Source organism: Corynebacterium sp. 21KM1197 (assembly GCF_033783015.1).
Classification (GTDB): Bacteria; Actinomycetota; Actinomycetes; order Mycobacteriales; family Mycobacteriaceae; genus Corynebacterium.
This window is the reverse complement of the sequence record NZ_CP123907.1, coordinates 445,314-458,035: the sequence shown is the minus strand read 5'-3', so window position 1 is coordinate 458,035 and position 12,722 is coordinate 445,314. Positions and strand designations below refer to the sequence as shown.

Sequence of the window (12,722 nt, the reverse complement as noted above, 5' to 3'; positions counted from 1 at the left end):
TGACCGAGAACCCCAAGGACGAGGAGTAATCATGGCCAAGATCATGTGGACCCGCACCGATGAAGCGCCATTGCTGGCAACGTATTCCCTCAAGCCCATCGTGGAGGCCTTCGCCTCCACCGCGGGCATTGAGGTGGAAACGCGGGATATTTCCCTGGCCGGACGTATCCTCGCGCAGTTCCCGGAGCGACTTCGCCCCGAGCAGCGTATCGACGACGCCCTGGCCGAGCTGGGCGACCTCGCCAAGACGCCCGAGGCGAACATCATTAAGCTCCCCAATATCTCCGCCTCCCTGCCGCAGCTCAAGCGCGCCATCGCGGAATTGCAGGCCGCAGGCTTTGATATTCCCGATTACCCGGAGGAGACCTCCACGGAGGAGCAGCGCGAGGTACGCGCCAAGTACGACGCCGTCAAGGGCTCCGCCGTGAACCCCGTGCTGCGCGAGGGCAACTCCGATCGCCGCGCACCCAAGGCCGTGAAGAACTTTGCCCGCAAGCGCCCGCACTCGATGGGCGCGTGGAGCACGGATTCCAAGACCACCGTGGCCACCATGAGCGATCACGATTTCCGCCACAACGAGAAGTCCGTGATTATGCCCGCCGAGGACACCCTCTCCATCGTTCACGTGGGCGCGGACGATCACCAGATCACCCTGAAGAAGGCCCTGCCGGTGCTGGCCGGCGAGGTCATTGACGGCACCGTGCTCTCCGCCAAGGCTCTTGATGAGTTCCTCATCGCCCAGGTGGCCCGCGCCAAGGAGGAGGGCGTGCTCTTCTCCGCGCACCTCAAGGCCACCATGATGAAGGTTTCCGATCCCATCATCTTCGGCCACGTGGTACGCGCCTACTTCAAGGACGTATTCGATCAGTACGGCGAGGTGCTGGAGGAGGCGGGCCTCAACGGCGAGAACGGCCTGGCCGCCATCTTCACCGGCCTGGAGAACCTGGAGGGCGGCGCAGAGATCCGCGCCGCCTTTGATAAGGCCCTGGAGGAGGGCCCCGATCTGGCGATGGTGAACTCCCACAAGGGGATCACCAACCTGCACGTGCCCTCGGACGTCATCATCGACGCCTCCATGCCCGCCATGATCCGCACCTCCGGCCACATGTGGAACAAGGACGATCAGGAGCAGGACACCCTGGCCGTGATCCCCGACTCCTCCTACGCCGGGGTGTACCAGGCCGTGATCGAGGACTGCAAGGCCAACGGCGCCTTCGACCCCACCACGATGGGCACCGTGCCCAACGTAGGCCTCATGGCGCAGAAGGCCGAGGAGTACGGCTCCCACAACAAGACCTTCAAGATCCCCGCCGCGGGCCGGGTGGAGGTGCGCAACTCCGCCGGCGAGGTGCTCATCTCCCACGAGGTGGAGGCCGGGGACATCTGGCGCGCCTGCCAGACCAAGGACGCCCCCATCCGCGACTGGGTGAAGCTGGCCGTCAAGCGCGCCCGCCTCTCCGGCACGCCCGCCATCTTCTGGCTGGACCCGGAGCGCGCCCACGACCGCAACCTCACCGACCTGGTGAACAAGTACCTGGCCGAGCACGATACCGAGGGCCTAGACATTCAGATCCTCTCCCCCGTGGAGGCCACCAAGGTCAGCGTGGAGCGCCTGCGCCGAGGCGAGGACACCATCTCCGTGACCGGTAACGTGCTGCGCGATTACAACACCGACCTCTTCCCCATCCTCGAACTGGGCACCTCCGCCAAGATGCTCTCCATCGTGCCGCTCATGGCCGGTGGCGGCCTCTTTGAGACCGGCGCGGGAGGCTCCGCCCCCAAGCACGTCCAGCAGGTGCAGGAGGAAAACCACCTGCGCTGGGATTCCCTGGGCGAGTACCTGGCCCTGGCCGAGTCCCTGCGCCACTTCGCCCAGGGCGGCGGGGACAACGAACGCGCCGCCGTGCTGGCTGCGGCCCTGGACACCGCCACCGAGACGCTTCTCGACGAGGGCAAGTCCCCCTCCCGCAAGGTGGGCGAGATCGACGACCGCGGCTCCCACTTCTGGCTCTCCCTCTACTGGGCGCGCGCCCTGGCGGAGCAGACCGAGGACGCCGCCCTGGCCGAGGTCTTTGGCCCCGTGGCCAAGGCCCTGGCGGACAAGGCCGAGCAGATCGACGCCGAACTGATTGCGGCCCAAGGCCAGCCCGCCGACCTCGGCGGCTACTACTGGCCGGACGAGGCCAAGACCACCGCCATCATGCGTCCGTCTGCGGCGTTCAATGAGATCATTGATGGGATTAAGGCTTAAGCAATTCCTCTTTTCCCGATAAAGGAGGGCACCCGCTCGGGGTGCCCTCCTTTTATTCATGCCTCATTCGTAATGGCTCCACATGCGCAGCACCAGCACGGTTTTCTCCTCCTCAAGGACCTTATACACCAGCCGGTGTTGGATATTGATTCTGCGGGAGAAGTACCCGGCAAGATTACCCACCAGTTTCTCACAAGGCGGAGGAGTGGCCAGAGGGTCGCGCTCTAAGAGTCGAAGTAAAACCTGTGCTTTAGGTTTTAACCCCGCAGCGGAAAGGTTCCGAGCGTCCTTTTGCGCAGGCTTTGAGTACACAATCCGCCATTCCTGGCTTACCATTCCAGCTCCGTGGATCCTCCCTTGACGCCCTCGGCCTCAGCCTCTCGCAGGGATCCCACCATGCCGGGAATGGAGGTCAGGTACAGGGTCTCCTGGATGGCCCGCCAATCCTCCTCCCCCACGAGTACCGCGTTGTGGCGCTGTCCCGTGATGAGGAGCGGATCCGAATGTTCGTTCACCTCATCAATAAGGCGGTACAAGTTAGCTCGGGCGGCGGTGGACGTGGTGCTTGCCATGACACTGAAGCGTACGGAATAACGTTCGCATCGGCAATCCACTCACACTCGAACGTCCCTCAACAACACCGCGCCCCCGGATTAGCCCCCCGCTCCGCCCAGGTTTCCTTCCAGAACTCCCGCTCGCTGGGCACCGAGGCCTCCGGGTGGTGGGCGCGCAGGTGCTCCACGTAGTGCCGGTAAGCGTTCTCCCCCAGCATTTCCGCCACGTACCAGTACGCTTTCCGTAGCAAGCCCCTCATGAGCGCAGCGCCTCCTTTTCAATCTCCTTCTCCGCCGCCGTGGCCACCAGCCCGGCGGGGGCGAACAGGTTGGAGGGCGCAAAGGGTTCCTCGCTGCTCTGCGGCTCCTCCCCCTCCGAACGCTGCCGCACCGCCCGCAGGCAGGCCACCACGGCGGCGGCGATCACCACGATCACCAGCACCGCAAACACGATGGAGAGCACGCCCTGCACGGCGGTGTTGCGCACCACGGCCTCCATCGCCTCCCGCGAGGTGGCGCTGCCAAAGGAGTCCAGGCCCTGATCGAAGGCATCGCGGAAGCGGCGGTGCTGGGCCCAGTAGCCAATCGCGGGGTCGGAGGAGAAGATCTTGTGCCAGGAGGCCGTCATGGTCACCACCAGGTCCCAGGCCAGGGGCAGGCCGGGAATCCAGGCCCACTTGTACAGGCCCTTTTTCATCACCACCACGAGCACCAGGGAGAGCGCAATGGCGGCCAATAACTGATTGGCGATGCCAAAGAGCGGGAAGAGCACGTTGATGCCACCCAGGGGATCGCTCACGCCCATGAGCAAAATGGAGCCCCACAGCCCGCACACCAGGAAAGTGGCGATCCAGCTTCCCGGGGCCCAGGAGGGATCGCGGAAGCGGCCCAAGCCGGGCACGGCGGCCAGGGTGTCTGTCATCATGAAGCGGGCCACGCGGGTGCCCGCGTCCACGGTGGTGAGGATGAACAGCGCCTCGAACATGATCGCAAAGTGGTACCAGAACGCCTGCAAGGCGGCGTTGCCGAACACATCGGTAAGGATCTCGGACATGCCGTAGGCCAGGGTAGGCGCGCCGCCCGTGCGGGAGATGATGGTCTCCTCCCCCACGGCCACGGCGGCGTCGTTAAGCTGCTGGGCGCTGAGGTCGGCTCCGGGCAGCCCCAGGGAGTTCACCCAGGTGGCAGCGCTGTCCGCCGCGCCGCCGGTGAGTGTGGCGGGGGCGTTCATCACAAAGTACATGTGGCGGTCGATCACCACGGCGGCGATCAGCGCCATGATCGCCACAAAGGATTCCATGAGCATGCCGCCGTAGCCGATCATGCGCATCTGGGATTCCTTTTCCACCAGTTTGGGCGTGGTGCCGGAGGAAATCAGGGCGTGGAACCCGGAGAGCGCGCCGCAGGCGATGGTAATGAAGAGGAAGGGGAAGAGCGAGCCGGAGAACACCGGGCCGCCGCCCTCGCGGGCAAAGTGCGTGATCGCGGGCATCTGCACCTCGGGGCGCACGATGATGATTCCCACCGCGAGCAGGGCGATCACGCCGATCTTCATGAAGGTGGAGAGGTAATCGCGCGGGGCCAGCAGCAGCCACACCGGCAACAGGGCCGCCACCACGCCGTAGGCGATCAGGCACCAGGCCAGCACCACCGGGGAGAGGGTGAACCACTCCGCACCCCAGGAGGTTTCCGCCACCCAACCGCCGGCCACGATGGCGGCGAGCAGGAGCACCACGCCGATGGCGGAGACCTCCACGATCCGGCCCGGGCGCAGGTAGCGCATGTACACGCCCATGAATAACGCGATCGGAATGGTCATGGCGATGGAGAACACGCCCCAGGGGCTGTGCGCCAGGGCATTGACCACGATCAGCGCCAGCACCGCGATGATGATGATCATGATGGCGATCACCGCCACGATTCCGGCGGCACCGCCCACGCGGCCCATCTCATCGCGCACCATCTGCCCCAGGGAGCGCCCCCGACGCCGCGTGGACACCCACAGCACCAGGTAATCCTGCACCGCCCCGGCAAAGATCACGCCGAGCACGATCCACAAGGTGGAGGGCAGGTAGCCCATCTGGGCCGCCATCACCGGCCCCACCAACGGACCCGCGCCCGCGATGGCAGCGAAGTGATGCCCAAAGAGCACGCGGCGATCGGTGGGCAGCCGTCGGCGTGCTGCTCGGCGGGGGTGGCGCGATCGTCGCGGGGCCGCACCACCTTGTACGCGATCAGCCGCGAATACAGGGTGTAGGCGATGAAGTAGGAGCCCACGGCGGCGGCCACCAGCCACACGGAGTTGATGGTCTCCCCGCGATGGAGCGCGATTATCGCCCAGCCCACGGCGGCAACGATGGCGATGACCAGCATGATTACTTTCGACGCCGCCGAGGGCCGCTGCCCCACCACGCCCACGGGTTGCCCCGTGGCCTCGTTTCGCAGAACCTCCATCGCCGCTCCCTTCCGCCGCCCCTTGTGTGAGGCGTCTAACCCTGCCTGCAAATCGCAATCGAAGATACAGGGTGGGCGTGGCTGAATATAAATCTTCCACATAGACAGAGCGGTTCACTAGGGTGGGTTGCCAATCACACTTCCGCTTAAAGAAAGGCACGATCATGGCCCCCAAGTACGATAATTCCCAGGCCGCGCGGTGGAACTTTGAAACCCGCTCCATTCACGCCGGACAGTCCGTGGACTCCGATACCGCCTCGCGCAACCAACCCATTCACCTCACCAGTTCCTACGTGTTCGACTCCGCCGAGCACGCCAAGCAGCGCTTTGCCCTGGAGGACGCCGGGCCCATCTATTCCCGGCTCACCAACCCCACCACGGAGGCCCTGGAAAATCGCCTGGCCTCCCTGGAGGGCGGCACGCACGCCGTGGCCTTTGCCTCCGGCCAGGCGGCGGAAACCGCCGCGATCTTGAACCTCGCGGCCGCGGGCGATCACATCGTCACCTCCCCGCGCCTCTACGGCGGCACGGAAACGCTCTTTCAATCCACCCTGGCCCGCCTGGGCATCGAGGTCACTTTCGTGGAAAACCCGGATGATCCTACCTCCTGGGCCGCCGCCGTCAAGCCCAACACCAAGGCCTTCTACGGCGAGACCTTTGCCAACCCCCAGGCCGATGTGCTGGATATTCCCGCCGTGGCCGAGGTGGCGCACGCCCACCAGGTGCCGCTGATCGTGGATAACACCATCGCCACCGCCGCCCTGGTACGCCCGCTGGAACTGGGCGCGGACGTGGTGGTGGCCTCGCTCACAAAGTTCTACACCGGCAACGGCTCCGGGATCGGCGGAATCCTGGTGGACGGCGGTTCCTTCGACTGGACGGTGGAGCGCGATGGCCAGCCGGTATTCCCCTACTTTGTCACCCCCGATCCCGCCTATCACGGCCTGCGCTACGTCGATCTTGGCGACGTCGCCTTTGGACTCAAGGCCCGCGCGGGCCTGCTGCGCGATACGGGTGCCGCCCTCTCCCCCTTCAACGCCTGGATCACCTTGCAGGGACTGGACACCCTGAGCCTGCGCGTGGAGCGGCACAACGCCAACGCCCGCGCGGTGGCCGAGTACCTGGCCAGCCAAAGCGCCGTGACCAAGATCAATTACGCGGGCCTGCCGGATTCCCCCTGGTACCCGGTCAAGGAGCGCCTGGGGCTGGCGCACACCGGCTCGGTACTTTCCTTTGACGTTGCGGGAGGTAAGGAGGAGGCGTGGCGCTTTATCGACGCCCTGCGCCTGCACTCCAACCTCGCCAACATCGGGGACGTGCGCTCCCTGGTGGCACACCCCGCCACCACCACGCACTCACAGTCCGACGAGCACGGTCTGACCCGCGCGGGGATCTCACCCGCCACGATCCGGCTTTCCGTGGGGATCGAGCACATCGAGGACATTCTGGCCGACCTCGACCTCGGCTTCCAGGCGCTCTAACGTACTTTTCCCTGCCACTGCGTGAAGCCCATGCACCCCACCAACCCCACAGTGGCAGGGAAAATAGCGCACCCGCCTTGCTATCATCTTGACCCAGATCACATTTTCGTCGAATAGCAAAGGCCCGCCATGTACTCTCCCCGCACCCTCGCCCGCTTCATGCCGTTTTGGCCCCCCTTTCTGGGGGCCGGGGTGAAGATCAAGGAATACGCCCCGGACGGCTCCCGCTTCCTGGTCACCTACAAGCCCAACAAACTCACCTGCAACGCGGTGGGCACCGCCTTTGGCGGCACCATGCTGTCTATGACGGACCCCTTCTTCATGCTGGTGTCCATGTACCAGTTGGGGTCGGACTATTACATCTGGGACGTGGGCGTGGAGGCCAAGTTCGTCAAGCCGGGGCGCGGCAGAATCAGCGCGGATATTTCCATCGATGACGCCACCATCGCCCTCATCAAGGAAAAGACGGCGGACGGCTCCAAGTATCTACACTGGTTTGACCTGGACCTCATTGACGAGGAAGGCGACGTGGTGGCCCACATTCGCCGCCAGGTGTACTACCGAAAGAAAAAGCACTAACCCGCGCGCCCTTCCGCTACGATGGCGAACCAAGCTGTCTATACCGAGTTGTCTATCACCATTCGTCTAGCGGAAGGCCCCACCATGAGTCACCTCGCCGCCGAGGGCGTCCTCGCCACCGTGCCCATCGGCACGTTCACCACGGAAGCCGGGGCCACCATTCCCGGCGCGCAGATCGCCTACCAGCGCTGGGGCACCCCCGCCCCGGATCACTCCAACGTGCTGCTGGTGGAGCACGCCCTCACCGGGGATTCCCGGGTGGATCAGTGGTGGGGGGACCTCTTAGGACCAGGCCGGGCGCTGGATACCCGCCGCTACTGCGTGATCAGCACCAACGTGCTGGGCGGCTGCCAGGGTTCCACCGGTCCCTCCTCCCCGCACCCGAACCCGCTACCGGCGTCGCAAGCCACCGCTACCGCCTGGGGCTCGCGTTTTCCCGCCCTCTCTATTAGGGATCAGGTGCACGCGGAACGCCTTTTCCTGCGTGCCCTAGGCATCAACCGCGTGCACGCCGTACTCGGCGGCTCGATGGGCGGGGCGCGCACCCTAGAGTGGGCTGCTCTTTACCCGGAACGCCTCAGCGCTGCGGGCGTGTTCGCCGTGTCCGCCCGCGCGAGCGCCTGGCAGATCGGTATTCAGTCCGCCCAGATCGCGGCGGTGGAAAATGATCCCCACTGGCACGGCGGGGATTACTATTCCACCGGCACGGCCCCCCTTGGGGGACTTGCCACCGCGCGACGCATCGCGCACCTCACTTACCGGGGTGAGTTGGAACTGGACGAGCGTTTTGGCACCTCCGCTCAGGAGGGGGAGAATCCCTGCGGAGCGTTCCGCAGCCCACAGCAACGCTTTGCCGTGGAGAGTTACCTGGATTATCAGGCGGATAAACTGGCCCGGCGCTTTGACGCGGGTTCCTACGTGACGCTCACGGACGCACTGAATCGGCATGACATCGGCCGGGGGCGGGGCGGGCTGAACAAGGCACTGGCGGCAATTGGCACGCCCACCTTTGTGGCCGGGGTGGACACAGATATTCTCTACCCCTACCACCAGCAGGAGCACCTTTCGCGCAACCTGGGCAACCTGCTGGGCATGGCCAAGATCGTCTCCCCGGTGGGGCACGATGCCTTCCTGGCGGAGACTCGTCAGATGGATCGGATCATTCGGAGTTTCCTCGGCCGCGCGGCGGCCCACAGCACAGGATCCCACAGCACGACGACCCACAGCGCAGCAGCCCACCACACGGAAGCAGAAGCGCTGCCCTAACTCCCCAGGGAATCCACCGAAAGCGCCAAAAAGGCCATGCTTCCGCCAAGAAGCGTGCTAAAGAGCGTGTCAAAGCGCCGGGAGCGCACCGCGAAGATCCCCACCAGGCGGGAATCGCACAGCAGGCGCACCACGGCCAGCCACACCAGCGCGCTACCCAGGCTAAAGGTGGCGCGCCGCCAGTGCTCGGTGAAGGCAAAAAGCGCGCTGGCGGCTAACGCAAGCAGAAAAATCCCCATCATGGTCCGCTGCGCCCAGAGCGGTAGCCGCGAGGGACGCAGGGCGACGTCGTGGGGATTATCCAGGTAATCGCTAGGATTCATCGGCCAGGCGTTCCGCCCGCTCCACGATGTTGGCCATGAGGAAGGTGCGCGTCATGGGGCCCACGCCCCCGGGGTTGGGGGAGATCGCCCCGGCCACCTCCCAGCAGTCCGGGTGGACATCGCCGGTGGTCTTGCCGTCCACGCGGGAAACGCCCACGTCCAGGAGCGCCGCACCGGGCTTAATCATGTCTGCGGTGAGCATGTGCGGCTGCCCGGCGGCCGCGATGATAACGTCCGCGGTGCGGGTTTCCGCAGCCAGGTCCTTGGTGCCGGTGTGGCAAAGGGTGACGGTGGCGTTCTCCGAGCGGCGGGTGAGCATGAGGCCGATGGGGCGGCCCACGGTCACCCCGCGCCCGATCACCACCACCTTGGCGCCGTCGAGTTCCACGCCAAAGCGGCGCAGCAGTTGAATGGAGCCGTTGGGGGTGCACGGCAGGGGCGCGGGCTCGTTCAGCACCAGTTTGCCCAGGTTCACGGGGTGGAGGCCATCGGCGTCCTTGGCGGGGTCAATGCGCTCCAGGATGGCATTTTCGTCCAGGTGCTTGGGCAGGGGAAGTTGCACGATGTAGCCGGTACAGGCGGGATCATTGTTGAGTTCGTCGATCACCGCTTCGAGTTCTTCCTGCGTGGTCTCCTCGGGCAGGTCGCGGCGAATGGAGGTAATGCCCACCTCCTCGCAGTCCTTGTGCTTCATGCGCACGTAGTTCTGGCTGCCGGGGTCCTCGCCCACCAGCACGGTGGCCAGGCCGGGGGTGATGCCCTTGGCGCGCAGGGCGTCCACGCGCTGGCGCAGGGCGTCGATAAGCTCGGCGCGGTAGAGTTTTCCATCCAGTTTGATCGCAGTCACGGCACCTATTATGCCTCCCCGTAGAATGAGCGCCATGCCCGCGCCCTTTCACATCATCTTTGATAATCCGGTGATCCCCGGCAATACCGGCAATGCCATTCGCCTGTGCGCCAATACCGGCGCGCGGCTGCACCTGGTGGAGCCGTTGGGCTTTAATTTTGACGATAAGCACCTCAAGCGCGCAGGCCTGGATTATCACGACCTCGCGGACGTGCGCATTCACCCCACCCTGGACGCCTGCCTCGCGGCGCTGCCGGATTCGCGCGTGTTCGCCTTTACCTCGGCGTCGTCTACGTGGCACACCTCGGTGTCCTACCTGCCTGGCGACGCCCTCCTCTTCGGCACCGAGCCCACGGGGTTGCCGGAGGAGCACATGGCGCACCCGAGGGTCACCCAACGGGTGCGGATTCCCATGCTGCCCGCGCGGCGCTCCATGAACCTCTCCAACTCCGCCTCGATCGCCGTTTTCGAGGCCTGGCGGCAGGTGGGATTCCCCGGGGCCGTATAGCAACCTTAAAAATTGTTGATACTTCTCCTTTTATATATGGTGTAGACCATGAACCTACGAGCAAAGCTGGCCTGTGCAACCGCGGCCTGTATGACCACCGTTTTGTCCGTTTCTTCGATCCCCGCCACGGCTGCCGAGAATCCCTTCCCCACCCCTGGGGCCAACAGCCCCATCTTCAACCCCGCCGAGCCCTTCTACCAGGCACCCGCGGAGATTCCCGCGCAACCGGGCACCGTGATCCGCAGCGAGATCGCCCCGCACGCGCTCAACCTCGCGGATTCCACCGCCGCCTACCTGGGACTTCCCACCCCGAACCTGCCGGGCAAGGCTCACCGTATTCTCTACTCCTCCACCGCCCCCAGCGGCGCCCCCGCCGTGGTTTCCGGCGTGGTCATCGAGCCGCTCACCCCGTGGCGCGGGGAGGGCCCCACCCCCACCCTGGTGATGGGACCGGGTACCCGCGGCGAGGGACGCGCCTGCGCCCCCTCCCTGGGGCCGGGCATGTTGGCGGCCATTGACCCCCAAAACGATTCCGTGGCCGTGAACTACGAGCTTCCGCTCATGTACGCCGCCGTGGCCCAGGGAATGCGCGTGGTCATGACCGATCACATGGGCATGGGCACCGAGGGGCAGCAGCGTTACCTCAACAATCAGCCCGAGGCCTACGCCATGCTGGACGCCGCCCGCGCCACCCTGGCCTTCGCCGGTGTGGAGCCCACCTCCCCCATCGCCTTCTACGGCTATTCCCAGGGTGGCGGTTCCGCCGCCGCTGCCGCGGAGTACGCGGCGGAATACGCCCCCGAGCTCAACGTCAAGGGCACCTACGCCGGCGCTCCCACCAGCGGCCTGATCGAGACGATGGAGGCCTTTGACCGAACCCTGCTCAGCGGCCTGCAAACCTACCTGGTGGCGGGTGCCGTGGAGGATAATCCCCAGGCGTACGAGGCATTCCTGGGCTACCTCAACGAGCAGGGCCGCGCGGCCGTGGAAAACGGCCTGAATGCCTGCGCCGTGGATAGCGTGGTCACCCAGGGCTTCCGCGATTCCCGCAATTGGACCACCACCGGGGAGAGCTTCACGGAGATCGCCCAGCGCGACCCGATCATCCGCGAGTTCTACGAGGCCCAGGAGCGCGGGCACCGCAACCTCAATGCCCCCATGCTTGTGATCAACGATGATGCCGATGACATCGTGCCGGTGGGCCAGGCCCGCCGCATGGCGCAGGATTACTGCGCACTGGGTGGCGATGTGGAGTTCCGCGCGGAGGGCACTCCCGCGATCCTCACGGGCACCGGAATTAATCACGGAATCCCCATGTATCTCCGCGCACCGGAGTCCTTTAGCTGGATCAAGGATCGCTTCAACGGCGCTCCCACCACCAGCAACTGCGGCGCTTTTTAACCGCAGATTCCCCCTATAGCAGGCCCACCGCGCCCCTCACGATCGCGCGGTGGGCCTTTCCCTTTCCCCTCGTCACTCCTGGTAGACCGCATACCTTGCCCTTAATAGACTAAGCGGTACGGTGGCTGCTATCGTGCTATGAGACATTTCAGGAACACGAGGAAAGGACCTCGCCCCATGAAGCTTCGCCGCATGATCGCCGCCGGCGTGGTAGCCACGCTCGCCACCACCGGCCTGGCCGCCTGCTCAAGCTCCGATGCCATCCGCATCGGCACCACCGATTCCGCACGCGGAGCATGGAAGGTCTTTGAGGATAAGGCCGCCGACGCCGGAATCAACCTCAAGACCACCGAGTTTGGCGATTACAGCACTCCCAATGATGCCCTGGCCCAGGGCGAGCTGGACGTCAATCTCTTCCAGCACCTAAAGTTCCTGGCCAATTACAACGTGGGCGCGGATCAGGATCTCACCCCCATCGGTTCCACGGAGATCGTGCCGCTGGCGCTGTTCTGGAAGGATCACTCCTCCCTCACCGGCATCGAGGGCCAGACCATCGCCATTCCAAATGACACCGTGAACCAGGGCCGCGCCATCAACGTGCTGGTGCAGGCCGGGCTGCTCACCCTGAAGTCCCAGGAACTGCTCGATCCCACCCCGGCCGATATTGATGAGGCCGCCTCCAAGGTGAGCGTCACCACCGTGGACGCCGCCCAGACCTCCGTCACCTACGGCGAGGGCCGCCCCTCCATCATCAATAACAACTTCCTGGACCGCGCGGGCATTGATCCCCACAGCGCCATCTACCAGGACGATCCCAAGAACAAGCTGGCCGAGCCCTACATCAACGTCTTTGTCACCAAGGCGGAGGATAAGGATAACGAGGACATCGCCAAGCTCGTGGAGATCTGGCACGACCCCGAGGTGCAGGCCGCCGTGCAGGAGGATTCCAAGGGCACCTCCGTTCCCGTGAAGCGCCCCGCCGAGGAACTCCAGGGTGTTCTGGACAAACTGGAAGATGATCTGCGCGCTGCCAAGTAGCGGGCGCACCACCGCGGCTA

Annotated in this window: 12 protein-coding genes and 1 pseudogene; 7 read left to right on the top strand and 6 right to left on the bottom strand. The window is 65.1% G+C overall.

The window, feature by feature from the left end:
- The first annotated feature begins 31 nt into the window (after window positions 1-31).
- Window positions 32-2,251: an NADP-dependent isocitrate dehydrogenase gene (locus tag OLW90_RS02305; protein WP_319651021.1), complete on the top strand. Its 2,220-nt coding sequence runs from the start codon at window positions 32-34 to the stop codon at window positions 2,249-2,251.
- A gap of 63 nt (window positions 2,252-2,314) precedes the next feature.
- Here OLW90_RS02305 and OLW90_RS02300 read toward each other — a convergent pair whose 3' ends face one another.
- The 4 genes and pseudogenes from OLW90_RS02300 to OLW90_RS02285 all read right to left on the bottom strand — a co-directional run bounded on the left by OLW90_RS02300 (window position 2,315) and on the right by OLW90_RS02285 (window position 5,259).
- A complete protein-coding gene (locus OLW90_RS02300) occupies window positions 2,315-2,587 on the bottom strand; it encodes a Txe/YoeB family addiction module toxin (RefSeq protein WP_319651017.1) in 273 nt (90 codons plus the stop codon).
- A complete protein-coding gene (locus OLW90_RS02295; RefSeq protein ID WP_319651015.1) occupies window positions 2,581-2,823 on the bottom strand; it encodes a type II toxin-antitoxin system Phd/YefM family antitoxin in 243 nt (80 codons plus the stop codon). The genes OLW90_RS02300 and OLW90_RS02295 overlap by 7 nt, the downstream gene beginning before the upstream one ends.
- Before the next feature lie 59 nt (window positions 2,824-2,882).
- Entirely contained in the window at window positions 2,883-3,065 is a 183-nt protein-coding gene (locus tag OLW90_RS02290; RefSeq protein ID WP_319651013.1) for a YbdD/YjiX family protein, read from the bottom strand.
- Window positions 3,062-5,259, bottom strand: a pseudogene (locus tag OLW90_RS02285) (carbon starvation CstA family protein). The gene OLW90_RS02290 and the pseudogene OLW90_RS02285 overlap by 4 nt, the downstream one beginning before the upstream one ends.
- 164 nt (window positions 5,260-5,423) lie before the next feature.
- Here OLW90_RS02285 and OLW90_RS02280 point away from each other — a divergent pair.
- The 3 genes from OLW90_RS02280 to metX all read left to right on the top strand — a co-directional run bounded on the left by OLW90_RS02280 (window position 5,424) and on the right by metX (window position 8,585).
- Entirely contained in the window at window positions 5,424-6,740 is a 1,317-nt protein-coding gene (locus tag OLW90_RS02280; RefSeq protein ID WP_319651011.1) for an O-acetylhomoserine/O-acetylserine sulfhydrylase, read from the top strand.
- 129 nt (window positions 6,741-6,869) lie between these two features.
- Window positions 6,870-7,319, top strand: coding sequence for a PaaI family thioesterase (locus tag OLW90_RS02275; protein ID WP_319651007.1), 450 nt, complete (start codon window positions 6,870-6,872; stop codon window positions 7,317-7,319).
- Between the two features lie 84 nt (window positions 7,320-7,403).
- Window positions 7,404-8,585: a homoserine O-acetyltransferase MetX gene (metX, locus tag OLW90_RS02270; protein ID WP_319651003.1), complete on the top strand. Its 1,182-nt coding sequence runs from the start codon at window positions 7,404-7,406 to the stop codon at window positions 8,583-8,585.
- Here metX and OLW90_RS02265 read toward each other — a convergent pair.
- Together OLW90_RS02265 and OLW90_RS02260 are read right to left on the bottom strand one after the other, a co-directional pair.
- Window positions 8,582-8,908 (bottom strand): DUF3017 domain-containing protein, encoded by a 327-nt coding sequence (locus OLW90_RS02265; RefSeq protein WP_319651001.1) that lies wholly within the window; start codon window positions 8,906-8,908, stop codon window positions 8,582-8,584. The genes metX and OLW90_RS02265 overlap by 4 nt on opposite strands.
- Window positions 8,898-9,755 (bottom strand): bifunctional methylenetetrahydrofolate dehydrogenase/methenyltetrahydrofolate cyclohydrolase, encoded by an 858-nt coding sequence (locus tag OLW90_RS02260; RefSeq protein ID WP_319650997.1) that lies wholly within the window; start codon window positions 9,753-9,755, stop codon window positions 8,898-8,900. Before OLW90_RS02260 ends, OLW90_RS02265 begins: the two co-directional genes overlap by 11 nt.
- 34 nt (window positions 9,756-9,789) lie before the next feature.
- On the opposite strand from OLW90_RS02260, the gene OLW90_RS02255 reads away from it, so the two are divergent.
- The 3 genes from OLW90_RS02255 (at window position 9,790) to OLW90_RS02245 (ending at window position 12,702) form a co-directional block, all read left to right on the top strand.
- Window positions 9,790-10,263, top strand: coding sequence for a tRNA (cytidine(34)-2'-O)-methyltransferase (locus OLW90_RS02255; RefSeq protein ID WP_319650993.1), 474 nt, complete (start codon window positions 9,790-9,792; stop codon window positions 10,261-10,263).
- A gap of 90 nt (window positions 10,264-10,353) precedes the next feature.
- On the top strand, window positions 10,354-11,664 hold the full coding sequence (locus OLW90_RS02250) for an alpha/beta fold hydrolase (protein ID WP_319650991.1): 1,311 nt from the start codon (window positions 10,354-10,356) through the stop codon (window positions 11,662-11,664).
- Window positions 11,665-11,841: 177 nt separating this feature from the next.
- Entirely contained in the window at window positions 11,842-12,702 is an 861-nt protein-coding gene (locus OLW90_RS02245) for a MetQ/NlpA family ABC transporter substrate-binding protein (protein ID WP_319650987.1), read from the top strand.
- Window positions 12,703-12,722: the final 20 nt, after the last annotated feature.